At 64.4% G+C, this 26057-nt stretch carries 21 protein-coding genes; 8 read left to right on the plus strand and 13 right to left on the minus strand.

Annotated elements, in window-relative coordinates; genetic code table 11:
• The first annotated feature begins 59 nt into the window (after positions 1-59).
• Positions 60-1568 (plus strand): mannitol dehydrogenase family protein, encoded by a 1509-nt coding sequence (locus LB516_RS09725; protein WP_181174485.1) that lies wholly within the window; start codon positions 60-62, stop codon positions 1566-1568.
• 168 nt (positions 1569-1736) lie between these two features.
• Here LB516_RS09725 and LB516_RS09730 read toward each other — a convergent pair whose 3' ends face one another.
• From LB516_RS09730 to LB516_RS09765, 8 genes are all read right to left on the minus strand, one after another.
• Positions 1737-2144, minus strand: a complete 408-nt coding sequence (locus LB516_RS09730; RefSeq protein WP_140719892.1) for a F0F1 ATP synthase subunit epsilon — start codon at positions 2142-2144, stop codon at positions 1737-1739.
• A 112-nt stretch (positions 2145-2256) separates the two neighbouring features.
• Positions 2257-3852, minus strand: coding sequence for a F0F1 ATP synthase subunit beta (gene atpD, locus LB516_RS09735; RefSeq protein ID WP_181171137.1), 1596 nt, complete (start codon positions 3850-3852; stop codon positions 2257-2259).
• Positions 3853-3922: 70 nt separating this feature from the next.
• Positions 3923-4807: a F0F1 ATP synthase subunit gamma gene (locus LB516_RS09740; RefSeq protein WP_140662549.1), complete on the minus strand. Its 885-nt coding sequence runs from the start codon at positions 4805-4807 to the stop codon at positions 3923-3925.
• 46 nt (positions 4808-4853) lie between these two features.
• On the minus strand, positions 4854-6383 hold the full coding sequence (gene atpA / locus LB516_RS09745; RefSeq protein WP_015315171.1) for a F0F1 ATP synthase subunit alpha: 1530 nt from the start codon (positions 6381-6383) through the stop codon (positions 4854-4856).
• Entirely contained in the window at positions 6383-6943 is a 561-nt protein-coding gene (locus LB516_RS09750) for a F0F1 ATP synthase subunit delta (RefSeq protein ID WP_015315170.1), read from the minus strand. Before LB516_RS09750 ends, atpA begins: the two co-directional genes overlap by 1 nt.
• Positions 6944-7189: 246 nt before the next feature.
• A complete protein-coding gene (locus LB516_RS09755) occupies positions 7190-7585 on the minus strand; it encodes a DUF4345 family protein (protein ID WP_224719417.1) in 396 nt (131 codons plus the stop codon).
• Between the two features lie 96 nt (positions 7586-7681).
• Positions 7682-8377 (minus strand): aspartate/glutamate racemase family protein, encoded by a 696-nt coding sequence (locus tag LB516_RS09760; protein ID WP_140874697.1) that lies wholly within the window; start codon positions 8375-8377, stop codon positions 7682-7684.
• Between the two features lie 49 nt (positions 8378-8426).
• Positions 8427-10610, minus strand: a complete 2184-nt coding sequence (locus LB516_RS09765) for a primosomal protein N' (RefSeq protein WP_224719418.1) — start codon at positions 10608-10610, stop codon at positions 8427-8429.
• Between the two features lie 90 nt (positions 10611-10700).
• On the opposite strand from LB516_RS09765, the gene fsa reads away from it, so the two are divergent.
• Entirely contained in the window at positions 10701-11357 is a 657-nt protein-coding gene (gene fsa / locus LB516_RS09770) for a fructose-6-phosphate aldolase (RefSeq protein ID WP_015315164.1), read from the plus strand.
• A 60-nt stretch (positions 11358-11417) separates the two neighbouring features.
• On the opposite strand, the gene LB516_RS09775 is transcribed toward fsa, so the two are convergent.
• From LB516_RS09775 to leuS, 3 genes are all read right to left on the minus strand, one after another.
• On the minus strand, positions 11418-13883 hold the full coding sequence (locus LB516_RS09775; RefSeq protein ID WP_224719419.1) for a DNA translocase FtsK: 2466 nt from the start codon (positions 13881-13883) through the stop codon (positions 11418-11420).
• Between the two features lie 275 nt (positions 13884-14158).
• Positions 14159-14737, minus strand: a complete 579-nt coding sequence (locus tag LB516_RS09780; RefSeq protein ID WP_015315162.1) for an LPS assembly lipoprotein LptE — start codon at positions 14735-14737, stop codon at positions 14159-14161.
• On the minus strand, positions 14724-17348 hold the full coding sequence (gene leuS, locus LB516_RS09785) for a leucine--tRNA ligase (RefSeq protein WP_224719420.1): 2625 nt from the start codon (positions 17346-17348) through the stop codon (positions 14724-14726). The genes LB516_RS09780 and leuS overlap by 14 nt, the downstream gene beginning before the upstream one ends.
• Positions 17349-17501: 153 nt before the next feature.
• Here leuS and LB516_RS09790 point away from each other — a divergent pair, with 153 nt between their 5' ends.
• Together LB516_RS09790 and LB516_RS09795 are read left to right on the plus strand one after the other, a co-directional pair.
• Positions 17502-18164, plus strand: coding sequence for a YggS family pyridoxal phosphate-dependent enzyme (locus LB516_RS09790; RefSeq protein ID WP_140662539.1), 663 nt, complete (start codon positions 17502-17504; stop codon positions 18162-18164).
• 127 nt (positions 18165-18291) lie between these two features.
• Positions 18292-19341, plus strand: a complete 1050-nt coding sequence (locus LB516_RS09795) for an aldo/keto reductase (protein WP_224719421.1) — start codon at positions 18292-18294, stop codon at positions 19339-19341.
• Positions 19342-19401: 60 nt separating this feature from the next.
• Here the strand turns inward: LB516_RS09795 and LB516_RS09800 are convergent, their stop codons facing one another.
• A complete protein-coding gene (locus LB516_RS09800; protein WP_224719422.1) occupies positions 19402-20307 on the minus strand; it encodes a LysR family transcriptional regulator in 906 nt (301 codons plus the stop codon).
• Between the two features lie 121 nt (positions 20308-20428).
• Between LB516_RS09800 and LB516_RS09805 the strand changes: the two genes are divergently transcribed.
• The gene (locus LB516_RS09805; protein WP_224719423.1) at positions 20429-21610 is read left to right on the plus strand and encodes an MFS transporter; all 1182 of its coding nucleotides are present in this window, start codon (positions 20429-20431) and stop codon (positions 21608-21610) included.
• A 56-nt stretch (positions 21611-21666) separates the two neighbouring features.
• The gene (locus LB516_RS09810) at positions 21667-22701 is read left to right on the plus strand and encodes an aldo/keto reductase (RefSeq protein WP_224719424.1); all 1035 of its coding nucleotides are present in this window, start codon (positions 21667-21669) and stop codon (positions 22699-22701) included.
• 62 nt (positions 22702-22763) lie between these two features.
• Here the strand turns inward: LB516_RS09810 and LB516_RS09815 are convergent, their stop codons facing one another.
• Entirely contained in the window at positions 22764-23036 is a 273-nt protein-coding gene (locus LB516_RS09815) for an usg protein (protein WP_224719425.1), read from the minus strand.
• A 317-nt stretch (positions 23037-23353) separates the two neighbouring features.
• On the opposite strand from LB516_RS09815, the gene acs reads away from it, so the two are divergent.
• Entirely contained in the window at positions 23354-25309 is a 1956-nt protein-coding gene (acs, locus tag LB516_RS09820) for an acetate--CoA ligase (RefSeq protein ID WP_224719426.1), read from the plus strand.
• Positions 25309-26055: an MOSC domain-containing protein gene (locus LB516_RS09825; RefSeq protein ID WP_140822691.1), complete on the plus strand. Its 747-nt coding sequence runs from the start codon at positions 25309-25311 to the stop codon at positions 26053-26055. Before acs ends, LB516_RS09825 begins: the two co-directional genes overlap by 1 nt.
• The last annotated feature ends 2 nt before the right edge of the window (positions 26056-26057 follow it).

Here is a 26057-nt window from a genome sequence, read left to right on the forward strand (position 1 = left end):
GTCGGCGGACGCCGTCAGTGTTACCCCGCAAATCGTTCCACGAGATGAGTGCCGAACCGATGACAGACCGCCGCCTTTCCAACCGCATGGCGCAGGCATTGCCGGCCAAGGTCGCCGCGCCTCGATATGATCGTGGCGCAATCACGCCGGGCATCGTGCATCTGGGCGTCGGCGCCTTTCACCGCGCCCACCAGGCCGCTTATATCGATGAATGCCTGGCGGCCGGAGAAACGGACTGGGGCATATCAGGCGTGTCGCTGCGCAGCGCGGAAACGCGCGACGCGCTGGCGCCGCAGGACGGGCTCTACACCTTGGCTGTGCGCGGCAGCGGCGGCGAGAAGCTGCATGTCATCGGCTCGATCGGCTCGCTGCTGGTGGCGCCGGAAGACCCGGAAGCGGTGCTGGCGGTGCTGGCCGATCCGCGTACCCGCATCGTGACGCTGACGATCACCGAGAAAGCCTATTTGCGGGCGGCCGGCGGCGGATTGGACGCAGCGCATGCCGACATCGTCCACGACCTGGCCAATCCGCGAACACCGAAGACGGCGCATGGTTTTCTGACCGAAGCGCTCGCCCGGAGGCGGGGCGCTGGCACCCCGCCCTTTACCGTGCTTTGTTGCGATAACCTGCCGGCCAACGGCGCCACCTTGCACCGGCTGCTGATCGAATTCGCCACGCTGCGCGATGCAAGTGCCAGTTCGGCGGGCAATGCCGGAATGGCCGACCACATCGCCAGTCACGTCGCATTTCCCTCAAGCATGGTCGACCGCATTGTGCCAGCCACGACCGACGCCGACAGGGCGCGGATAGCGGGCGAACTTGGTATCGACGACGCCTGGCCCGTGATGACGGAACCCTTCCGCCAGTGGGTGATCGAGGACGATTTCCCGACGGGCCGTCCGGCCTGGGAAAAATTCGGCGTCACCATGGTTGGGGATGTCGCTCCCTTCGAGGACATGAAGCTGAGGCTGCTCAACGGCGCGCATTCGGGCATCGCCTATCTCGGCCTGCTCTGCGGCCACGCGACGGTCGACAGTGCCTTCGCCGATCCGGCGATCCGGCTGTTCGTCGACGCGCTATGGCAAGAGGCCATAACAACATTGCCGGACGATGCCGGCCTCGACCCATCAGCCTATACCGCCGAGCTTGCCGAGCGCTTTTCGAACACGGCACTTGCCCACCGCACGGCGCAGATCGCCAATGACGGCAGCCAGAAACTGCCGCAGCGCATTATCGCCTCGGCTGTCGAGTGCCTCGAAGCCGGCACCGAGCTGGTCCATCTCACGCTGGTGGTGGCTGCCTGGATCGCCGCCTGCGCGGCGCGCGGAAAGACGTTGCCGGAAGGCCATTTCACCGATCCGCTCGATGCGCCGATGACCGCGCTTTTGGACCAGCAGCTGCCGGCGAATGAAACCGCGACAGCGGTGTTTGACATGGCCGGCTTCGCCCGGGATCACGCCGAGCGCCAGACGCTGATCGAACTCGTGGCCGTCCATCTCGTCCACCTGCGACGAGACGGCCCGACTTTGGCCTTCGCCGCGCTCGGCATAGAAGCCGAAGGACAGTAAGGCGCGAGCGGTACAGAACCTTGATGTCGGCGGCGCAGCGCCCCCTCTGTCCTGCCGATGTCGCGCAACTCCGGCACCGCCGCCACATCAACTCTCACGCCATAATGTCCCGACAAACAAAAAAGCGGGGCAATGCCCCGCTTTCAATCCGTTGTCCCGCGACGCGTTTCAGGCCGGCAGGATCGCGCCTTCCAGCGTGGTGAGCTGGCTAAGGAATTGTTCGGCCTTGCCGCGCGCCTGGTCGTCCTTGGCGTCGGCAGCATCTTCCCTGGCTTCCTGGATGCGGCGGGCGAGATCGGCGCGGTCGACATCCTTCACCGCGACAGCCGATTCCGCCAGCAGCGTGCAGCCGGCCGGGACGATGTCGGCGAAGCCGCCGAACACGACATAGCGTTCTTCGCTGCCCGAGGCGCTCTTCACCGTGACGACACCCGGCTTGATCGTGGTCATGACCGGTGCGTGATGAGCCATGACGGTCATCTCGCCTTCGGCGCCTGGAATAACGACGGATTCGACCTCGGCGGAAACCAGCAGGCGTTCCGGGGAAACCAGTTCGAACTTGAAAGCTTCAGCCATGTCAATTTAGTGAGTAGGGAATAGTGAGTAGGAAGTAGGGCGAGAGAACAACTATCCGACTCGCCCAGCTGCTATTCACTACTGACTACTGACTACTCCCTATTCGCTTTATTTACGCCGCTTCTGCCGCGAGGCGCTGTGCCTTCTCGACCGCTTCCTCGATGCCGCCGACCATGTAGAAGGCGGCTTCCGGCAGGTGGTCGTAATCGCCGTTGCAAAGGCCCTTGAAGCCCTTGATGGTGTCGGCGAGGTCGACCAGCTTGCCCGGCGCGCCGGTGAACACTTCGGCGACGAAGAAGGGCTGCGACAGGAAGCGCTCGATCTTGCGGGCGCGGGCCACGGTCTGCTTGTCCTCTTCCGAGAGCTCGTCCATGCCCAGGATGGCGATGATGTCCTGCAGCGACTTGTAGCGCTGGAGGATCGACTGCACCTGGCGGGCGACGCCATAATGCTCGTCGCCGACGACCAGCGGGTCGAGCATGCGCGAGGTCGAGTCCAGCGGATCGACGGCCGGATAGATGCCCTTCTCGGCGATCGAACGGTTCAGCGTCGTCGTCGCGTCAAGGTGGGCGAACGAGGTCGCCGGCGCCGGATCGGTCAAGTCGTCGGCCGGCACGTAGATCGCCTGCACCGAGGTGATCGAGCCCTTGGTGGTGGTGGTGATGCGTTCCTGCAGCGCGCCCATGTCGGTGGCGAGCGTCGGCTGGTAGCCCACGGCCGACGGGATGCGGCCGAGCAGAGCCGACACTTCGGAACCCGCCTGCGTGAAGCGGAAGATGTTGTCGACGAAGAACAGCACGTCCTGGCCCTGGTCGCGGAAATATTCGGCGACCGTCAGGCCGGTCAGGCCGACACGGGCGCGCGCGCCCGGCGGCTCGTTCATCTGGCCGTACACCAGCGCTGCCTTGGAGCCTTCACCGCCGCCCTTCTTGTTGACGCCGGATTCGATGAACTCGTGATAGAGATCGTTGCCTTCGCGGGTGCGCTCGCCGACGCCGGCGAACACCGAATAGCCGCCATGTGCCTTGGCGATGTTGTTGATCAGTTCCTGGATCAGCACGGTCTTGCCGACGCCGGCGCCGCCGAACAGGCCGATCTTGCCGCCCTTGGCGTAAGGCGCCAAGAGGTCGAGCACCTTGATGCCGGTGATCAGGATCTGGGCTTCCGTCGACTGCTCGACATAGGTCGGAGCCGGCTGATGGATCGAGCGCATTTCGATTGCGTCGACCGGGCCTTCTTCGTCGACCGGCTCGCCGATGACGTTGATGATGCGGCCGAGCATGCCCGGGCCGACCGGCACGGTGATCGGAGCGCCGGTGTCGCGCACTTCCTGGCCGCGCACCAGGCCTTCGGTGGAGTCCATGGCAATGCAGCGCACGGTGTTTTCACCCAAATGCTGGGCAACTTCGAGCACCAGGCGGTTGCCGACATTGGTCGTCTCGAGCGCGTTCAGGATCGCCGGCAGGTGATCGCCGAACTGCACGTCGACAACGGCGCCGATGACCTGGCGAACCTTGCCGACAACGCCGGTGGCTTTCGTGGCCACGGCCTGCGTCTTGGCGGCCACGGCCTTGGCCGGCGCCGCTGCTGCCTTGGCCGGAGCAGCCTTTGCCGCCGCTGCCGGAGCCCTGGCCGCTTTCACTGGGGCTGCTGCCTTGGGGGCTGCCGCCTTCGGAGTTGCCTTCTGGGGGGTCGCTGCTTTCGCCATCGTCTTTACCCTTTTCGTCCTTTGTTTCTCACGCGGTCCGGTTCGCGGGACAGTCACCCGCGGACCGCGCCTAGAGCGCCTCGGCGCCCGAAATGATTTCGATCAGTTCCTTGGTGATCTGCGCCTGCCGCTGGCGGTTGTAGGTGATCGATAGCTTGTTGATCATCTCGCCGGCGTTGCGCGTCGCATTGTCCATGGCGCTCATCTTGGCGCCCATTTCGCCGGCGGCGTTTTCGAGCAGCGCCCGGAAAACCTGCACGGAGATGTTGCGCGGGATGAGGTCGGAGAGGATTTCGCCCGGCTCCGGCTCATATTCATAGACGGCGCTGCCGCCATCCACCGCCGCGGCCGGAGCCGAAGCGGTGCTGGCCGGGATGATCTGCTGCGCGGTCGGGATCTGGCTGATCACCGACCTGAACTGCGAATAGAACAGCGTGCAGATGTCGAAGGCGCCCTCGTTGAAGAGATGGATGACCTTCTTGGCGATCGCGTCGGCATTGACGAAGCCGAGCGTCTTGACCTCGCGCAGATCGACACGGTCGATGATCATCGATGCATAGTCGCGGCGCAGGATGTCGAAACCCTTCTTGCCGACGCAGATGATCTTGACCTGCTTGCCATCGGCCAGAAGCCGGCGGATGTGGTCGCGGGCAAGACGGGCGATCTGCGAATTGAAGCCGCCGCACAGGCCGCGCTCGGCGGTGCAGACCACGAGCAGATGCACGGCGTCCTTGCCGGTGCCCGTCATCAGCGCCGGGGCATCGCCGCCACCGCCGATCGCCTGGGTGATGTTGGCCAGCACGGAACCCATGCGCTCCGAATAGGGGCGCGCCGCTTCCGCCGCCTCTTGCGCACGGCGCAGCTTCGCCGCGGCGACCATCTGCATCGCCTTGGTGATCTTCTGCGTCGCCTTGACCGAGGCGATACGGTTACGAAGGTCTTTTAATGAAGGCATGCTTCAAACCTGATCCCGTCTTGTCTCATCCGGACTGGCGCTTCGCTTAGGCGAAGGTCTTGGCGAAGGCGTCGATCTCGGCCTTGAGCTTGGCGCGCAGATCGTCCGAAAGCGCCTTTTCCTTGCGGATGGCGTCGAGAACGTCCTTGCCCGCCGCACGCATGTGGCTGAGCAGGCCGTGCTCGAACTTGCCGACCTGGTTGACCGGCAGCTTGTCGAGATAGCCGTTGACGCCGGCGAAGATCACCGCGACCTGCTCTTCCGTCTTCAGCGGCGAGAACTGCGGCTGCTTCAGGAGTTCGGTCAGGCGCGATCCGCGGTTGAGCAGGCGCTGCGTGGCGGCGTCGAGATCCGAACCGAACTGCGCGAAGGCAGCCATTTCGCGGTACTGCGCGAGCTCGCCCTTGATCGAGCCGGCAACCTGCTTCATCGCCTTGATCTGCGCGGCCGAGCCCACGCGGCTGACCGACAGGCCGACGTTGACGGCCGGACGGATGCCCTGGAAGAACAGGTTGGTTTCGAGGAAGATCTGGCCGTCGGTGATCGAGATCACGTTGGTCGGGATATAGGCCGACACGTCGTTGGCCTGCGTCTCGATGATCGGCAGGGCGGTCAGCGATCCGCCGCCCAGATCGTCGTTGAGCTTGGCAGCGCGCTCGAGCAGGCGCGAGTGCAGGTAGAAGACGTCGCCGGGATAGGCTTCGCGGCCCGGCGGGCGGCGCAGCAACAGCGACATCTGGCGATAGGCGACGGCCTGCTTCGACAGATCGTCATAGCTGATCAGCGCATGCATGCCGTTGTCGCGGAAATATTCGCCCATGGTGCAGCCGGCGAACGGCGCCAGGAACTGCATCGGCGCCGGGTCGGAAGCGGTGGCGGCGATGATGATCGAGTATTCGAGCGCGCCGCGCTCTTCCAGAACCTTGACGAACTGCGCGACGGTCGAACGCTTCTGGCCGACGGCGACGTAGACGCAGTAGAGCTTTTCCTTTTCCGGGCCGTTGTCGTGCACCGACTTCTGGTTGAGCATTGTATCGAGGATGATGGCGGTCTTGCCGGTCTGGCGGTCACCGATGACCAGCTCGCGCTGGCCGCGGCCGACCGGGATCAGCGCGTCGATGGCCTTGAGGCCGGTCGACATCGGCTCGTTGACCGATTTGCGCGGAATGATGCCCGGCGCCTTAACGTCGACACGCTTGCGTTCGGTCGCCTTGATCGGGCCCTTGCCGTCGATCGGGTTGCCGAGCGCGTCGACGACGCGGCCGAGCAGGCCGGGGCCGACGGGAACGTCGACGATGGCGCCGGTGCGCTTGACGATGTCGCCTTCCTTGATGTCGCGGTCGGCGCCGAAGATAACGACGCCGACATTGTCGGCTTCGAGGTTGAGCGCCATGCCGCGGATGCCGCCGGGGAATTCGACCATTTCGCCGGCCTGGACATTGTCGAGGCCATAGACGCGGGCGATACCGTCACCGACGGACAGCACCTGTCCGACTTCGGAGACCTCGGCCTCCTTGCCGAAATTCTTGATCTGGTCTTTCAGAATTGCGGAAATTTCCGCGGCGCGGATGTCCATCAGCCGACCTCTTTCAGTGCAAGCTTGAGCGAATTGAGTTTGGTTTTGAGCGACGTATCGATCTGGCGCGAGCCCATCTTGACCACCAGCCCGCCGAGCAGCGACGGATCGACGGTGACGGAAATGGTCACGTCCTTGCCGGCAACGCCCTTCAGCGCCGCCTTGAGTTCGGTCTGCTGGGCCGCGGTCAGCTCATGAGCCGACGTCACGTCGGCGGCGGCCTCGCCACGGTGTTCAGCGGCGATCTGGCGGAATGCCTTGATCATGCCGGGCACCGCGAACAGGCGGCGGTTCTTGGCGACGACGCGCAGGAAATTGCCGGTCAGGCCGGTGATGCCGGCCTTGTCGGCGATCGCCCCGATGGCCTTGGCCTGGTCCTCGCTGGAGAATACCGGGCTGTTGATCAGCCGGGTCAGGTCGGCACTGCCCGCGAGCATGGCCTCGAAACTGGTGAGGTCGGCCTCGACCTTGGCCACGGAATTTGCCTGCGATGCCAGTTCGAACAGCGAACCGGCATAGCGTTCTGCGACACCTGAGATTGGCGATGACGATTGAGCCACGGACCGTCTTTTCTCTTGTCTGACAGGCCGCAGATTGTTGGCGCGAGCAAAAACTCTGGCTAAATCTTTGACCTTACTGCATTTTTCCAAGCACGGAGGCGCGGCTTCCGCTATCCCCGGCCGAAAGTCGATTGCCGTCTAGCACAGGCATTTTAAGACCGCAATGCGTCGTTCCGCATGGTTTTCAGGCACTATTGTCGCATCCGGCGAAAGATCAGCGTCCTGCGCGCCTGAATACCCCAGGATTCAGGGCACAAAGCCGAAGGCAAAGGCAAGCGGCAAGGCCGCGAGCGCCAATTCCACCACAATGGAAACCCAATTGAAAGGTGTATTGGCGCCATCCGACATCATCGACAGCAGCCGGCCGAATGCGGTGAACAGCCAGGAAAATCCGAGAGCCATGTAGACCAGGGGCTGCGCGAGCAGGATGCAGCACAGGCCGACTCCGAGATAGAAGCCCGACATGCGGCCGCGCCCCTCGGCGATCGCCCCCGCCTTCTCGGGTTTCGCCTGCAGGCGCAGGATACGGAACGCCAGCCCCGGCGCCAGGAAAAACAGAAGACCGAGCAGCACGGTGAAGACCGCGCTCGACCAGGCCAGCCATTCGCCCTGGCTCGTCGGCCATGGAAGCGAAAAATCCATCGTGTCCCCTCGAAATGCCTGTTTTGAAAGTCGCTGACATTCTAGCGAAGGAAAGAGCCGGCGCCAGATGCCTTCAGCCACTTTAGGAGACGCGCATCAACCGAGTGCGAATTCCACCGCCGCCCCGGCATGGATGCGCGTCGTGTCGAAAACCGGGATGTCGAAATCATCCTGGCCGATGAGCATGGTGATCTCGGTGCAGCCCATGATCAGGCTGTCGGCGGCTTCGTCGCGGCGCAAGCGGTTTGCCTCGGCGACATAGGCCGCCTTCGAGGCTTCGGTGACGATGCCCTGACAGAGTTCCTCGTAGATGACGCGATGCACCATGTCGCGCCCGGCCGAATCCGGCACCACTGGCGACAGGCCATATTTGTCGGCAAGCCGGCCCTTGTAGAAGTCCTGCTCCATGGTGAACCGCGTTGCCAGCAGCGCCGGCCGCCGCAGGCCGGCCTGCCTGACCGTGGCCGCGGTGGCGTCGGCGATATGGATCAGCGGGATCGACACAGCCGCCTGCACCTGGTCGGCCAGTCTGTGCATGGTGTTGGTGCACAGAAGCAGGCCCTCCGCACCGCCGGCCTCAAGTTTGTGTGCGGCATCGATCAGCAGCGCACCGGCACCGTCCCAGTCGCCATCATGCTGCCGTTCGGCGATCTCGGCGAAATCGAACGACCAGAGCAGCAGCCTCGCCGAATGCAGACCGCCCAGCCGCTCGCGCACGATCTCGTTGAGCAGGCGGTAGTAGATGGCGGTCGATTCCCAGCTCATGCCGCCGAGCAGGCCGAGGGTTTTCATGAGATCTTCCGTTTCTCTCGTCGAGGCAGCTGTAGCTGAATTTGTGTTCCTACAAAAAGCTCTGCGGGTCGATGTCCACCTGCACCCGAACCGAGCCGCGCTGTTTCGGCCCGTTGGCCAGCATGGTGCGGATGAAGCTCTGCATGTCGGCGCGCCGTTCGCCCTGGATCAGCAGGCGGAAGCGGTGGCGACCGCCGAGCAACGATAATGGCGCTTCCGCCGGCCCGAGCACGAACAGATCCGGCGCCTCCGGTGCGGAGCGGCGCAGGCCGCGTGCATGGCCTTCCGCTTCCGCCCGCGTCACCGCGCTGACGATGACGCCTGCCAGCCGGCCGAAGGGCGGCAAGGCAGCGCGTTCGCGCTCTGAAATCTCGCGCTGGTAGAAAGACTCGGCATCGCCGGAGACGATCGCCCGCATCACCGGATGGTCGGGCTGGAAGGTCTGCAGCAGGCCAAGGCTCTTCTTGCCGGTGCGGCCGGCACGGCCGGTCACCTGGCTGAGCAGCTGGAAGGTGCGCTCGGCGGCGCGCGGATCGCCATTGGCAAGGCCCAGATCGGCATCGACGACGCCGACCAGCGTCATGTTCGGGAAATTGTGACCCTTGGCGACCAGTTGCGTGCCGATGACGATATCGGCCTCGCCGTTGGCGATAGCCTCCAGTTCCAGCCGCAACCGTCGTACACCCCCCATTATATCCGACGACAGCACGATGGTACGCGCGTCCGGGAAATGCGTGACGACCTCTTCGGCGATGCGCTCGACCCCCGGCCCGCAAGCGACCAGATGGTCGAGCGTGCCGCATTCGGGGCAGGCTTCCGGACGGCGCTCATTGTGACCGCAGTGATGACACACCAACTGGCCGCGAAAGCGGTGTTCGACCAGCCAGGCCGAGCACACCGGGCAGCCGAAGCGATGGCCGCAGACCCGGCACAGCGTCAGCGGCGCATAGCCGCGCCGGTTGAGGAACAGCAGCGACTGTTCCTGCTTCTCCAGCGTCTTGCGCATATGGTCGATCAGCACCGGCGACAGGAAGCCGCCACGGGCCGGCGGCGCGCGGCGCATGTCGATCGACTTGAGATCGGGAAGTGCCGCCTCAGCGAAGCGGGCGGAAAGAACAGCCCTGGCATAGCGGCCCTGGCTTGCGTTGACCCGGCTTTCGACCGACGGCGTCGCCGACGCCAGGACCACCGGAAAGCTGCCAATATGCCCACGCACGACAGCCATGTCGCGCGCATTGTAGAAGACACGGTCTTCCTGCTTGTAGGCCGGGTCGTGCTCCTCGTCGACCACGATCAGGCCAAGTTCCTTGAACGGCAGGAACAGCGCCGAGCGTGCGCCGGCGACGACACGCACGCCCCCTTCCGCCACTTGCCGCCAGACTTTTTCGCGCATCCTGGGCGGCAGATCGGAATGCCATTCCCCCGGCTTGGCGCCGAAGCGCTGCTGGAAGCGTTCGAGGAAAGCATGGGTCAGCGCGATTTCGGGCAGCAGGATCAGCACCTGTTTTCCCTGATCGAGCGCGGCCGCCACCGCCTCGAAATAGACCTCCGTCTTGCCGGACCCGGTGACGCCGTCGAGCAGCGCTACATTGAACGCACCGGCCGCGACATTGGCGCGCAGCATCGACGCGGCGTCGTTCTGGTCCGGCATCAGATCCGGCACGGCATAGCTTGGGTCGGGTGCGGCCACCACAGGGCGCGGCGGGATCATCACCGTTTCGAACACGCCTTGCGCTTTCAGCCCCTCGATCACCGTCGACGACACGCCGGCGGCATGCGCCAGCCCCGAGCGCGTCCAGGCCAGCCCGCCTTCGGCTGTCTCCAGCACCCGCGTCCTCGCATCCGTCATCCGATCGGGCATGACGAGCGTCCGCTGCAGTCCTTCGATCCAGGGTTCGGGATCGAAAGCTTCCGGCGCACGCAGCAGCATGCGCGCCACCATGCCCGGAGCCGACAGCGTGTATTGCGCCACCCAGTCGACGAAGCGGCGCATGGCGCGATCGATCGGCGGACAGTCGAAAACCTGTTCGATCGGGCGCAATTTCCTGGCATCGACCTGCTCGACCACGCCGTCCCAGACGATGCCCGCGACCTGACGCGGCCCGAGCGGCACGCGCACGATCGAGCCCGGCACCACCCGCATGCCGGCCGGCACGGCATAGGTGTAGGGGCGTTCGGCCGGCATCGGCACCAGCACCGGTGCGGCTGCGGCAAAGGGCGAATCTTCGATCATGAGGCGTGACCTTGCCCCGACTTTGCTCTAGATCAAAGGGCAACGCTGAACGTGCCTTCGCAGGCACCACGAAATCGTCAGGAGACCGCCATGAAATTTTTTGCCGACACAGCCGATATCAAGGAAATCCGTGAACTGATCGATCTGGGGTTGCTCGACGGCGTCACCACCAACCCGTCGCTGATCCTGAAATCGGGCGGCAAAATCGCCGAGGTCACCAAGCAGATCTGCGACATCGTCGAAGGCCCGGTTTCCGCGGAAGTCGTGGCGACCGAATACAAGCAGATGATGGCCGAGGCCGAGGTGTTGGCCAAGATCGCGCCGAATGTCGCCATCAAGGTGCCGTTGACGCTGGACGGATTGAAGGCCTGCAAGACGATCCGCACCGAGATGAACCGCATGGTCAACGTCACGCTGTGCTTCTCGGCCAACCAGGCGCTGCTCGCCGCCAAGGCAGGCGCCTCCTTCATCTCGCCCTTCGTCGGCCGCATCGACGATACCGGTTCTGACGGCATGGAAGTGATCCAGGAGATCCGTCAGATCTACGACAATTACGATTTCCAGACCGAGATCCTGACCGCTTCCGTGCGCACAGTGAACCACGTGAAGCAGGCGGCGCTCATCGGCGCCGATATCGTCACCGCGCCACCCGCGACCCTGAAGGCGCTGGTCAATCACCCGCTGACCGACAAGGGCCTTGCCGCCTTCCTCGCCGACTGGGCAAAGACCGGCCAGAAAATCGGCTGAGCGAGCTTATGCCCGATACGAAAAAAGGCCGGGCAACCGGCCTTTTTTATGCGTTGCGGATCAAGGGGCCGATCGATCCGTGCCGTCATCCCCAGGGATGGTTACCGGTGGGCGCTTGCCCGCCATGATCTCGCGCTTGCCGACATGGTTCGGTGCGCCGACCAGACCCTCCTTCTCCATCCGCTCGACCAGTGAAGCGGCGCGGTTGTAGCCGATGCCAAGGCGGCGCTGGATGTAGGACGTCGAACATTTCTTGTCGCGCAACACCACCTTGACCGCCTCGTCATAGCTGGAATCGCCGTCCTCGGCGGCAACGGCTCCCTTGTCGAAGACCGCTCCCTGGTCGTCTTCCTCTTCCTCTTCATCCTCGTCGGCCGTTACGGTCTCCAGATATTCGGGGCGGCCCTGCGCCTTCAAATGCGCCACGACATGCTCGACCTCGGCGTCGGACACAAAGGGGCCGTGCACGCGGGCGATGCGCCCGCCGCCCATCATGTGCAGCATGTCGCCCTGGCCGAGCAGCTGCTCGGCACCCTGCTCGCCCAAAATGGTGCGGCTGTCGATCTTGGAGGTGACCTGGAAGGAGATGCGGGTCGGGAAGTTGGCCTTGATCGTGCCGGTGATCACGTCGACTGAAGGCCGCTGCGTTGCCATGATCAGGTGGATGCCGGCGGCGCGCGCCATCTGCGCCAGGCGCTGGATGGCGCCTTCGATCTCCTTGCCGGCGACCATCATCAGGTCGGCCATCTCGTCGACGATGACGACGATGTAGGGCATCGGCGCGAGGTCGATCTCCTGCTGCGGCTCGCCGGTGCCCTTCTCGAAGCCGGCCTGCACGGTCATGACGACCGTCTCGCCCTTGTCGCGGGCAGTGGCGGCACGCTCGTTGTAGCCGTCGATGTTGCGCACGCCGAGCCGCGCCATCTTGCGATAGCGGTCTTCCATCTCGCGCACCGCCCATTTGAGCGCGGTAACCGCCTTCTTGGGATCGGTGACGACGGGCGTGAGAAGGTGCGGGATACCGTCGTAAACTGACAGCTCGAGCATCTTCGGGTCGACCATGATCAGCCGGCATTCTTCCGGCTTCAACCGGTAGAGCAGCGACAGGATCATGGTGTTGATGGCGACCGACTTGCCGGACCCGGTGGTGCCGGCGACGAGCAGATGCGGCATTTTCGCCAGCTCGGCGATGACAGGTTCGCCGCCGATCGTCTTGCCAAGGCAAAGCGCCAGCTTGCAGCTGGTCTTGCGGAAGCCCTGCGATTCGATCAGTTCACGGAAATAGACGGTCTCGCGTGTCTCGTTCGGCAGCTCGATGCCGATGACGTTGCGGCCGGGCACCACGGCGACGCGCGCCGAGACGGCCGACATGGAGCGAGCGATGTCGTCGGCGAGACCAATCACGCGGGAAGATTTGACGCCCGGCGCCGGCTCGAACTCATAAAGGGTAACGACCGGGCCGGGGCGAACATGGATGATCTCGCCGCGCACGCCGAAATCCTCCAGCACGCTTTCCAGGAGATCGGCATTCTGCTCAAGCCGCTCCTGCGACATGTAGAAGCCCTGCCCTTCCGGCGGCTGCTGCAGCAGCTCCTCCGAGGGAAGCGCGTAGCCTTCGCCCGTCACCGGCTGCACAACCTTGCCAGCCATGGGCAGCGACGGCGAACGCACGGCGGGAACGGTTTCCTCCACGCGTTGCAAAAGTGGCGCCGGGGCGGCGCTGGCTGCGGCAGGCGCCGTCGCGGCCGTTGTCCGACCCAGCCGGGCGGCTCTGCCCGCCGGGACGGCCGGCTCGACCACCACCTTGTTGGAGTTGGCCGGAAAGACGTCCGGCAGGGCAGGTGGAACCTGGCCAGGAAGGCATTCGATGACACGGAACAAGGCGGTGACATCGGCCACCGCCGGTCCGGAGACATCGGCCCGGGCGGCGGCAACCGGCGGAGCCGGCATCGGTGCACGCGGGACCGGGCTGACTTGGCGGGCGGGCGTCACGTCGACCAGAAGCGGCGCCAAGCCCTCGAAGAAGGCGTGATCCGAAAGATAGGGCCGCCGCGCTTTTTCAGCGGAGGCTGCTTTGACCGGCGCGCCATTCCCGACAACGGGCGCCGGGCGCGTGGCCGCTCGTGCTGTTGCTGGCACCTTTAGAGCCGCCGGCGCAACGCCTTTCGCCGTCTCGCCGCTACGCGCCGGCTGAGCGGGCCCGGCCGGTGCCGGTCCGCGATGCATGACGGTGCCAGGACCGACCTGCTGCGTCGGGAGCGCCTGCCGTGCGTCCTGCTCGGCAACGTCGTCCTGCGGTTGGCGGTGCTTTGGCTCATAGTCCGGCGTGCGTGTAAAACGCACATTGGGCGCAAGGAAAAAATACTCTTGCCACGCCGGGCTTTCGGTGTCGCCACCCTGCGGGAAAGAAGCGCCGGACTGGCGGACATCGACCTTGCCGCGCGGGCCGCCGGAACGCTCTCCTTGGGGCTCATCGGGCGCAGCTGTGTGCAACGAATTGATCCGAGAAAAACGCCTGGCTTCCATGCTCAAGACTCACTGTGAAACGACTGCCGAGCAATAGGGAGCGAGTGGTTAACAGTTGCTTCCCGTCGGCGTCGCTGGAGCGATCGAGACGCATCTTTCGCGGCGAAGCGCTGAGCTGGAAAGCAGGGCGAACCTTGGTCACGTGAAACCCGCGGATAGGATTCACATGGCGCCAAAAGCCCGGCTGCCGGCGCGTTTCCATCGCCCGGACACAGGATCAGGATATCGAGAGAATGAGAGAGGGCGTTCGGCCCTCTTTTGAGACGGCGAACGCGCTAGCTGGCCGCCTTGCCGTGCCGGGCCAGATCCTGGGCGATCGACAGTTGCAGGGCTTCAGCCAGTTCGCGCGCGGCGCGGTTCTCGGCGTCGATCTGCGCCCGGTAGGAGGCAAACTCCTGACGTGGCCTGTCGAAGGACGAAGTGATCGCCCGCTTGCCGACGGCGATCACCGCGCCGGTTTTCACATCGGTCAGCGTGTAGCCCGCGGTCAGCGTCACCGAACCGGCGGTCGGCTCGTCCTGATCGGTTCCATTCTGTACCAGCGCCGAGGATTCAACGCCTTCGCTCACGCCGAGGTCGAGCGAATAAAGCGGCGAGGCGGGCTCGCCCGCGCCGCGCCCGAACCCGAAGATCAGATTGTTACGCACCTGCTGGGCATAGCGCGTCCGGACCGGCTTGACCGCGATCGATGCCATCTCGGCATTGGCGGTCGAGCCCGTCGACAACGGCGCGCTCGAATAGAGCGGCCGCACCTGGCAGGCTGAAATGAGCGCCAGCGAACCGACGAGGCCGGCAAGCGCGATGCGGCGCAGCAGACGGCCCAGCTCTGTCTTTTCCCGATCAGGCAACGACATTGACGATCCTCTGCGGCACGATGATCACCTTGCGCGGAGCCTTACCTTCAAGTGCTTTCTGCACGAAGTCGAGAGCCAAGACCGCTTTTTCGACCGCACCTTGGTCCGCGTCGCGGGCAATTGTCAAATCCCCTCGCTTCTTGCCGTTGACCTGCACCGGATAGGTGACTTCGTTGTCGACGACCAGTGCCGGATCGAAGACCGGCCACGGCCGTTCGGCCACCAGATCGACGCCGCCCAGCGTCTCCCAGCACTCTTCAGCCAGATGGGGCATCACGGGCGCGATCAGATGCACCATGATCTCGACCGCCTCGCGGCAGGCGCTTTTCAGCGCCGGAACGGCCTTGCCTTCCGCCACTTCGTTGAGCGGGGCTGTCAACGCGTTGGCAAGTTCATAGATGCGAGCAATGGCGCGGTTAAAGGCGAGCTTCTCGATGTCTTCGCCGACCGCCTTCAGGATCTTGTGCGCGGCCTTGGAAACCGCCCCGGCCTCGCCGTCATTGGCCGCCTTGGGCGTGACCCCTGCCAGCGTCTCGGCCGCCGTCGACACCAACCGCCAGATGCGCTGCATGAAGCGATGCGCGCCGGCGGCACCGTCGTCGGTCCACTCGACGTCGCGCTCGGGCGGCGAATCCGACAGCATGAACCAGCGCGCCGTGTCGGCGCCGTAGCCATCGGTGATGTCTTCCGGGCTCACCGTGTTCTTCTTCGACTTCGACATCTTCTCGAGCGGGCCGATGGTGACCGCCTCGCCGGTGGCGACGTCGATGGCGCGGCGCTTGCCGTCGACGTCCTCCAGACGAACCTCGGTCGGCGCCAGCCAGCGCCCATTCGACGCCGAGCCGACACGGTAGGTTTCGTGAACCACCATGCCTTGCGTGAACAGGCCCTTGAACGGCTCGGCCAGGGCAACATGGCCGGTCTCGCGCATGGCGCGGGTGAAGAAGCGCGAATAGAGCAGATGCAGGATCGCATGCTCGATGCCGCCGATATATTGGTCGACCGCCAGCCACTCGTTCGCTGCCTTGGGATCGGTCGGCTCATGTGCCCAGGGCGCGGTGAAGCGGGCGAAATACCAGGACGAATCCACGAACGTGTCCATCGTGTCGGTTTCGCGCCGCGCGTCCTTGCCGCATTGCGGGCACTTCACATGCCGCCAGGTCGGGTGACGGTCGAGCGGATTGCCTGGCCGGTCGAAATCGACATCGTCGGGCAGCTTGACCGGCAGATCGGCCTTCGGCACCGGCACCACGCCGCAATCCTCGCAATGGATCATCGGGATCGGGCAGCCCCAGTAGCGCTGGCGCGAAATGCCCCAGTCGCGCAGGCGGAAATTCACCTTGCGCTCGGCCATTGGCCGGTTGCCGATGGTCTTTTGCTCCAGCAGCCTGGCGACTTCATCGAAAGCGCTGTCCGGCGTCATGCCGTCGAGGAACCGCGAATTGATCATCGCGCCATCGTCGACATAGGCCTCGTCGACGATCTGGAACGTCTTGGCATCGGCGCCATCAGGCATCACCACCGGCACCACCGGCAGGCTGTATTTGTTGGCGAAGTCGAGGTCGCGCTGGTCATGCGCCGGACAGCCGAAGATGGCGCCGGTGCCGTACTCCATCAGCACGAAATTGGCGACGTAGACAGGCAGCGTCCAGCTATCGTCGAAGGGATGGACGACGCGGATGCCGGTGTCGAAGCCCTTCTTCTCGGCCGTCTCGAGCGCCGCCACCGAAGTGCCCATATGGCGCACTTCGTCGATGAACTTCGCCAGGGCCGGATTGGTCTCCGCGGCCTTCTTGGCCAGCGGATGATCGGCGGCGATTGCCATGAACGAGGCGCCGAAAATGGTATCCGGCCTTGTCGTGTAGACTTCCAGCTCATGCTCGCCGGAGATTTCCGAGGCCAGCGGCCAGCGGATCAGCAGGCCCTCCGAACGGCCGATCCAGTTCTGCTGCATCAGCTTCACTTTTTCGGGCCACTCGTCGAGACCGTCCAATGAATCCAGCAAATCCTGGGCAAAGTCGGTGATCTTGAAGAACCATTGCGTCAGCTCGCGCTGTTCAACCAGCGCACCGGAGCGCCAGCCGCGCCCGTCGATGACCTGCTCGTTGGCGAGCACCGTCATGTCCTCCGGATCCCAGTTGACCTTGGAGGATTTGCGCGTCACCAGCCCCTTCTCGACGAAGTCGAGGAACAGCATCTGCTGGCGGTGGTAGTAATCGACGTCGCAGGTGGCGAATTCGCGCGCCCAGTCCAGCGACAGGCCCATTACCTTGAGCTGCTCGCGCATGGCGGCGATGTTCTGGTAGGTCCATTCCTTGGGATGCACCTTGTTCTGCATAGCGGCGTTCTCAGCCGGCATGCCGAAGGCATCCCAGCCCATCGGATGCAGCACGTTGAAACCCTTGGCGCGCTTGTAGCGGGCCACCACGTCGCCCATCGTGTAATTGCGGGTATGGCCGATATGGATGCGCCCCGACGGATAGGGGAACATTTCCAGCACGTAGTATTTCGGACGCGGATCGTCATTGTGCGCTTCGAAAAGCTTCTTCTCGGCCCAGGCCTTCTGCCATTTGGGTTCTGACGCGCGCGGGTTGTATCGTTCGGTTGCCATGGGACGTTTTTCACTTAAAAGCATACGGACTGCGGGCAAGAGCCCGGCAGTTCATGAAATGTGGTCCGGGTGTTCACCATGGTTTGGCAAACCCGTCAACCATATGGGCATGGCGGCTGACAAAAACGCGGGTCAAAACAGCGGGATTTGCATATGGGCGACACCGTTCAGCAGTTTTTCGCGGTCAAGGCGAAGATCGCCGCCGCCGAGCGGGAGGCCGGCCGTAAAGCCGGCGCGGTGACGCTGGTGGCAGTCTCCAAGACCTTCGACGCCGCCGACATAGGCCCGGTCATCGAGGCCGGCCAGCGCGTCTTCGGCGAAAACCGCGTGCAGGAAGCGCAAGGCAAATGGCCTGACCTGAAGGAAGCTTTCCCTGGCATCGAACTGCACCTGATCGGTCCGCTGCAGTCGAACAAGGCGAGGGAAGCGGTGGCTCTGTTCGAGGTCATCGAGACGGTCGACCGCGACAAGATCGCCGCGGAGCTCGCCAAGGAAATTGTCCGGCAAGGCCGTGCGCCAAAACTCTATGTCCAGGTGAACACCGGTTCCGAACCGCAGAAAGCCGGGATCGAACCGAGCGAGGCGGTCGCCTTCGTCAGACGCTGCCGGGAAGTGCACGGCCTCGGCATCGAAGGCCTGATGTGCATCCCGCCGGCGGACGAGAACCCCGGCCCCCACTTCGCCTTGTTGGAGAAACTCGGCAAGGAAGCCGGGGTCGCCAAACTGTCGATGGGCATGTCCGGCGACTACGAGACCGCGATCGCCTTTGGCGCCACCAGCGTCAGGGTCGGTTCGGCGATTTTTGGAAGCCGGTAGTCCGAATTTCCAGCTTGCCCTGCATATCGCTGGGCCTGATCCACAAGCACCATTATACCAGTGCTTGAAACGAAACGTGCCGTTCCTATTTGCCTGATGTCACCGCACATCCTCCTGGAGTCTCACGATGCGTTACAATCAGCTTGGAAACACGGGGCTATTCGTCTCCGAACTTTGCCTCGGCACCATGACCTTCGGCGCCGCCGGCCAGAACGCCCAATGGGGCCTGATCGCCAGCCTCGACCAGAAGGGCGTCAACGAGATCGTCGGCCGCTCGATCGCCGCCGGCGTCAACTTCTTCGACACGGCTGACGTCTATTCCGTCGGCGAGTCCGAACGCCTGCTTGGTCAGTCGCTTAGGGATCTCGGTGTTGCCCGGTCAAACGTGGTCATCGCCACCAAGGTCCACGGCGCCATGGGTGAGGGACCAAACCAGCGCGGCTCCTCGCGCGGCCATATCATGGATTCGGTCGACGCCAGCTTGGAGCGGCTGCAGCTCGACCATATCGATCTCTATCAGTTGCACGGCACCGATGCGGTGACGCCGATCGACGAGACGCTGCGGGCACTTGATGATCTCGTCTCCAGCGGCAAGGTCCGCTATGTCGGTGTCTCCAACTGGCAGGCCTGGCGCATCGCCAAGGCGCTCGGCATCGCCGACCGCAAGGGCTTTGCCCGCTTCGAAACCATCCAGTCCTATTATTCGATCGCCGGCCGCGACCTCGAACGCGAGATCGTGCCGCTGATCAACGAGGAGAAGCTCGGCCTGATGGTGTGGTCGCCGATGGCTGGCGGGCTGCTGTCCGGCAAATATGGGCCCGGCGCGCCGGGCAATGGCGAGGGCCGCCGCGCGTCCTTCAACTTCCCGCCGGTCAACGAGGACCGCGCCTGGGCGGCGGTCGCCGTCATGCGGGAGGTCGCCGAGAAGCATGATGTCGGCGTCGCGACCGTGGCGCTCGGCTATGTCCTGGCAAAGCCTTTCGTGATGAGCGTGATCATCGGCGCCAGCCGCATGGACCAGCTCGAGCAGAACCTTGCCGCCACCAGCCTCAAGCTCGATGCCGACGATCTCGCCAGGCTTGACGAAGTGAGCGCATTACCCGCCGAATATCCCGGCTGGATGGTCGAACGCCAGGGCGCCGGCCGTCGTCCGGGGCCTTTCGTGCCGAAGGCATAGCGCGTACCGCTGGCAAGCCGGTCCTTCTACGCCGCGCGTCTCATCGACGCGCGGCTTCGATTACAGCCGAACGGTCTCGGCAAGAAAGTCGAGAAAGACCCGCACACGTGCCGGCAGGTGTTTGCCCTGGCCGACATAGACGGCATGCGTCGGCTCTTCGTCGCCGGGGTTGAAATGTTCCAGCAGCGGCACCAGCCGGCCGGCGGCAATGTCGGGTTCGACATGCCAGCGCGCCAGTCGGGCAATGCCGGCCCCGGCGACGGTCGTTTGGCGCATCGCCTCGCCATCGGTCAATGCCAGGTTTCCGACAACCGGGGTGATCACCGGCGCGCCTGCCGTATCGATAAAAGGCCAGCCGTCGATATGCCGCGCGAAACTGAAGGCGAGCATGTTGTGACGCCCGAGATCGGACAGCGTGCGCGGCGTGCCATGTGCTTCGAGATAGGAAGGTGCCGCGACCACCACCATTCGGCTTTGACCCAGCTTGCGCGCCACCAGCCTTGATTCGCGCAGCGGGCCGGCGCGGATCGCGACATCGGCCCGCTCTTCCAGCAGGTCGATCACGCTGTCGGTCAGCACAGCCTCGACGAAAATTTCGGGATAGCGCTCCAGAAAGCGCGGCAGCAGTTCCATCAGCCGGTGTTGGCCGAACGGTACGTAGCTGTTAACCCTCAGCCTGCCGCGCGGCGCGGCTCCCGCCGCGGCTTCACGCTCGGCCTTGTCCATGTCGGCGAGCACGCGCACGCCGCTGTCGTAGAACGCCGTCCCTTCCGGCGTGAGCTGGAGCTTGCGCGTCGAGCGGCTGACAAGCCGCGCCCCAAGCCGGGTTTCGAGCCGTGCTATCAGCTTGCTCACCGCCGATGGCGTCATCCGCAGCTGCCGCGCCGCGGCCGAAAAACTACCCGCCTCGACGACGCGCACGAAGACTTCGATCTCGCCGGAACGGTTGATGTCGGGCCTGGCCATCTGTGAATCTATTTCACAAGAAGTGTGCCTTGAGCAAGTCTGGTTCACAACATCGCGGATCATGATCTTCAGGGCCGGGGCGCGGACTGAGCGTCCTTCGCCGACAGATGGGACGATCGCCATGCCTCTTGCTCTTTATGCCCTCGCCGCCGGTGCTTTTGGCATCGGTGTTACCGAATTCGTCATCATGGGCCTGCTTATCGATGTCAGCAAAGACCTCGGCGTGTCGATCTCCGCCGCCGGCCAATTGATCTCTGCCTATGCGCTCGGTGTCGTCATCGGTGCACCCTTGTTGACCATTGCCACGGGCAACTGGCCGCGCAAAACCGTGCTGCTGGCGCTGATGGCGATCTTCACGATTGGCAACCTCGCTTGTGCGCTGGCGCCCGATTACTGGACGCTGATGGGTGCCCGCATCATCACCGCCTTCGCCCACGGCACCTTCTTTGGCGTCGGCTCGGTCGTCGCCACTGGTCTGGTCGCGCCCAACAGGAAGGCTTCGGCGATCGCGCTGATGTTCACCGGCCTGACCATCGCCAACATCCTAGGCGTGCCCTTCGGCACCTGGCTCGGCCAAGCCTTTGGCTGGCGTGCGACCTTCTGGGCGGTGACCGCCGTCGGCCTGGCGGCCTTCGCCGTCATCCTCGCCCTGGTGCCGCGCGGCCAGGCAGCGCCTGAGAAGAGCGATCTGCGCGCCGATCTCGCCGTTCTGCGCCGCACGCCCGTCCTGCTCGGCCTCGCCACCACGGTGCTCGGCTATGCCGGCGTCTTCGCCGTCTTCACCTACATCGCCCCGTTGCTCACCGAGATCAGCGGCTTCAGCGAAGCCGCCGTATCGCCGATCCTGCTCGTCTTTGGCGGCGGCCTCATCGCCGGCAATCTCGCCGGCGGCAAGATCGCCGATCGCTGGCTGGTGCCGGCGGTGCTCGGCAGCCTCGTGGTGCTGGCGCTGGTGCTTGCCACGATGAGCTTCGCCATCCACAGCCAGGTCATGGCCGTGATCTATGTCGGCCTGCTCGGCGCCGCCGCCTTCGCCACAGTGGCGCCGCTGCAGATGTGGATGCTGGAAAAGGCGCAAGGCGCCGGCCAGAGCCTGGCCTCATCGTTCAACATCGCCGCCTTCAATCTCGGCAATGCGGCCGGCGCCTGGCTTGGCGGCGCGGTCATCGCCCATGGCCTTGGACTGGGTTCGCTCACCTGGGTCGCCGCCCTGCTGCCGCTCGCGGCGCTCGCCGTGGCTGGACTGGCGCTGCACCTTGATGGTGGCACCACATCAGGTGCGCCTGTCTCCGTCCGGTCGTGACGCCAGCCGACACCCGAATCCTCTCGACCTCTTCACAAACCACCAGGAGCAAGAAAATGGACTATCGACGTCTCGGCGCATCGGGCCTGAAAGTCCCGGCGCTTTCATTCGGCGCGGGCACCTTCGGCGGCTCCGGCCCGCTGTTCGGCGCCTGGGGCAACAGCGATGCGCAGGAAGCGCGGCGGCTGATCGACATCTGTCTCGAGGCCGGCGTCAACCTGTTCGACACGGCGGACGTCTATTCGAACGGCGCCTCGGAGGAGGTGCTCGGCGAAGCGATCAAGGGCCGTCGCGATGCGGTGCTGATCTCGACCAAGACAGCGCTGCCGATGGGCGACGGGCCGGGCGACTACGGCTCCTCGCGCTCGCGGCTGATCAAGTCGGTCGACGCCGCGCTGAAGCGCCTCGGCACCGATTATATCGACCTGCTGCAACTGCACGCCTTCGATGCGGGCACGCCGATCGAGGAAGTGCTGTCGACGCTGGATGACCTCGTTCGCTCCGGCAAGCTGCGCTATGTCGGCGCCTCCAACTTCTCCGGCTGGCAGGTGATGAAGTCGCTCGGCCTGGCGGAGAAGCACGGCTATCCCCGCTACGCCGCGCATCAGGTCTACTATTCGCTGCTCGGCCGCGACTACGAATGGGAGCTGATGCCGCTCGGCCTCGACCAGGGCGTCGGCGCGCTGGTGTGGAGCCCGCTCGGCTGGGGCCGCCTGACCGGCAAGATCCGCCGTGGCCAGCCTCTGCCGGAAAAGAGCCGGCTGCACGAGACGGCTGATTTCGGGCCGCCGGTCGGGGACGAGCATCTCTATCGGGTCATGGATGAGCTCGACGCGGTGGCGCAGGAAACCGGCAAGACCGTGCCGCAGATCGCCATCAACTGGCTGCTGCGGCGCCCGACCGTTTCCTCCGTTATCATCGGCGCTCGCAACGAAGAGCAGCTGCGCCAAAACCTTGGCGCCGTCGGCTGGGCGCTGACACCGGAGCAGGTGAAGAAGCTCGACGCCGCAAGCGAAGTCACCGCGCCCTACCCGTACTTCCCCTATCGCCGCCAGGAGGGCTTCGCCCGGCTGAACCCGCCGGCGGTTTGAGCCGCGCTGGCGTTGAAGCTGCCAATCTCCCCCCCTTGCGGGAAGATCAGCTGTATCACCGCTCAATGCAGCACGAACTCCCCATCCACCTTGCGCCATTCATTCGGCGCGATAAGCTTCTGGTGCGTGTAGAGCACCGAATGCAGGGGCCCGTCGAGCTTGGCTTTCCAGAATTCGATGAACCGGATCAGCACCGGAAACTTCGGAGCGATGTCGTAGTCCTGCCAGACGAAGCTCTGCAGGAGATGCGGGTGGTCGGGGAAATGATAAAGAATCTTGGCCGTGGTCAGGCCGTAGCCTTTGAGCATCAGGTCCATTTCAAGATGGTCGCGCATTATGGTCCCCTTGGGTGGTCCCCTGGTTGATTCTCCTTTCCTCCCAGCTGCCAATTGTGCGCGCCGTTACTTAACTGTCTATTGATTTTTGTTGATCTCAAAGGGAACTTTTCGAGTAAAAACATGCGGTTAGCAGCGAACCGCGTCGAGTGCTGACAGTTCCGGAAAGCGCCCCTGCGGCATCCCGCCGCGCGAATCCAACGTCTAATGTTGCCGTCGCGACGGAACTGGTAATAATGCCGCCGAATTCGCGGCTGCGTCGCCGCGATCCCGCGGGCGTTTCAAGCCGGCGGACTGGTTCGGGAGGAAAGCCAAGAATGTCCGAGGTTCATGTCCATCGCGTCCAGCCGGCGTGGAAGAAGAACGCCCTGATCGACAATGACACCTACCTCAAATGGTATGCCGACAGCGTGAAGAACCCGGACAAGTTCTGGGGCAAGCACGGCAAGCGCATCGACTGGTTCAAGCCCTTCTCCAAGGTCAAGAACACCTCCTTCGACGGCAAGGTCTCGATCAAGTGGTTCGAGGATGGCCAGACCAATGTCTCGTACAATTGCATCGACCGCCACCTGAAGAAGCGCGGCGACCAGACCGCCATCATCTGGGAAGGCGACAACCCCTACGACGACAAGAAAATCACCTACAACGAACTCTACGGGCACGTCTGCCGGCTCGCCAATGTGATGAAGAAGCACGGCGTCAAGAAAGGCGACCGCGTCACCATCTACATGCCGATGATCCCGGAGGCGGCCTACGCGATGCTGGCCTGCACGCGTATCGGCGCTATCCATTCGGTCGTCTTCGGCGGCTTTTCGCCGGACGCCTTGGCCGGCCGCATCGTCGATTGCGAATCGACCTTCGTCATCACCGCCGATGAGGGTCTGCGCGGCGGCAAGCCCATTCAGCTCAAGGAAAACACCGACAAGGCGATCGACATCGCCGCCAAGCACCATGTCAAGGTCAAGACCGTTGTGGTCGTGCGCCGCACCGGCGGCAAGATCGGCTGGGCGCCGGGACGCGATGTCTGGTATCACGACGAAGTCGCGACGGTGAAGGTTGATTGCAAGCCGGAGAAGATGAAGGCGGAGGATCCGCTGTTCATCCTCTACACGTCGGGCTCGACCGGCAAGCCGAAAGGCGTGCTGCACACCACCGCCGGCTACCTCGTCTATGTGTCGATGACGCACCAATATGTCTTCGACTATCATGACGGCGACATCTATTGGTGCACCGCAGATGTCGGCTGGGTGACCGGCCACAGCTACATCGTCTACGGGCCGCTCGCCAACGGCGCCACCACGCTGATGTTCGAGGGCGTGCCGAACTACCCCTCTCAGTCGCGCTTCTGGGAAGTCATTGACAAGCACAAGGTCAACATCTTCTACACCGCGCCGACGGCGCTGCGCGCGCTAATGGGTGCCGGCGACGCGCATGTGAAGAAGACCTCTCGCAAGTCGCTGCGCGTGCTGGGCTCGGTCGGCGAGCCGATCAACCCGGAAGCCTGGGAGTGGTATTTCAACGTCGTCGGCGACGGCAGGGTCCCGATCGTCGATACATGGTGGCAGACCGAGACCGGCGGCATCCTGATCACGCCGCTGCCGGGCGCCACCGACCTCAAGGCGGGTTCGGCGACACGGCCCTTCTTCGGCATCAAGCCGCAGCTGGTCGATAGCGAGGGCAAGGTGGTGGACGGTGCGGCCGACGGCAACCTCTGCATCACCGATTCCTGGCCCGGCCAGATGCGCACCGTCTATGGCGATCACGACCGTTTCGTGCAGACCTATTTCTCCGCCTACAAAGGAAAATACTTCACCGGTGACGGCTGCCGCCGCGACGCCGATGGCTACTACTGGATCACCGGCCGCGTCGACGACGTCATCAACGTCTCCGGCCACCGCATGGGCACGGCCGAGGTCGAATCGGCCCTGGTCAGCCATGACAAGGTTTCCGAGGCCGCCGTCGTCGGCTATCCCCATGATATCAAGGGCCAAGGCATCTATTGCTACGTCACCCTGATGGCCGGCGGGCAGCCGAGCGAGGATCTGCGCAAGGAGCTTGTCGCCCATGTCCGCAAGGAGATTGGCGCCATCGCCACGCCGGACAAGATCCAGTTCGCGCCCGGCCTGCCCAAGACGCGTTCGGGCAAGATCATGCGGCGCATCCTGCGCAAGATCGCCGAGGATGATTTTTCCGCGCTCGGCGACACCTCGACGCTTGCCGATCCGGCCGTGGTCGACGACCTCGTTGCCAACAGGCAGAACAAGAAGGGCTGATGCGGGAGGACGCGGTATTGGGCACCGTCACTCAGTTGTGGCGCTATCCGGCAAGTTCGCTCGCCGGCGAGCGCCGGGACACCATCCTGGTTGGACCGGCTGGGATCGAGGGCGACCGCCTGTTCGGCCTTGTCGATGCTTCGGACAATGAGATCGCCCGGCCCGATCGTGACGCCAAGTGGAACAAGGTGCCGCGCATCCGCACCCGGCTGAGCCGCGACAGCGAACTGGAAATCGCCGTCCCCGATGGCGACTGGCTCGCCGCCCCCGGCGCCGAATGCGACCGCGTCGTGTCGGCCTATCTCGGCTTCCGCGCCTCGATCCGGCCGTTCCGCGGGGAGAACGCGGCCGGCTATGCCGGGCCGCTGACCGCGGAGCGCTACCGCAAGGCGCCGATCCATCTCCTGACCACCGCCTCGCTGGCACGGCTGGAGGCGCTCCATCCGGAGGGGGTCGCCGATCCGCGCCGCTTCCGTCCCAACATCGTCGTCGACATGGCCTCGGTCGACGGCTCGTTTCCTGAAACCGAATGGATCGGCAAGAAGCTCGCCATCGGCGACCTCGTCCTGACCATCTCGGAGCCGTGCCGCCGCTGCGGCTTCACCATCATCGCCCAGGATGGTTTCGACCATGACCCCGCCATCCTGCGCAATCTGGTCCGCCACAACGCCCACAACCTCGGCGTCTACTGCACCGTCGACCGGCCCGGTCGTGTCGAGACCGGCGCGCCGATGCGGTTCGTCTGACC

Origin of the sequence: Mesorhizobium sp. CO1-1-7 (assembly GCF_020164885.1) — a bacterium.
Taxonomy (GTDB): domain Bacteria; phylum Pseudomonadota; class Alphaproteobacteria; order Rhizobiales; family Rhizobiaceae; genus Mesorhizobium; species Mesorhizobium australicum.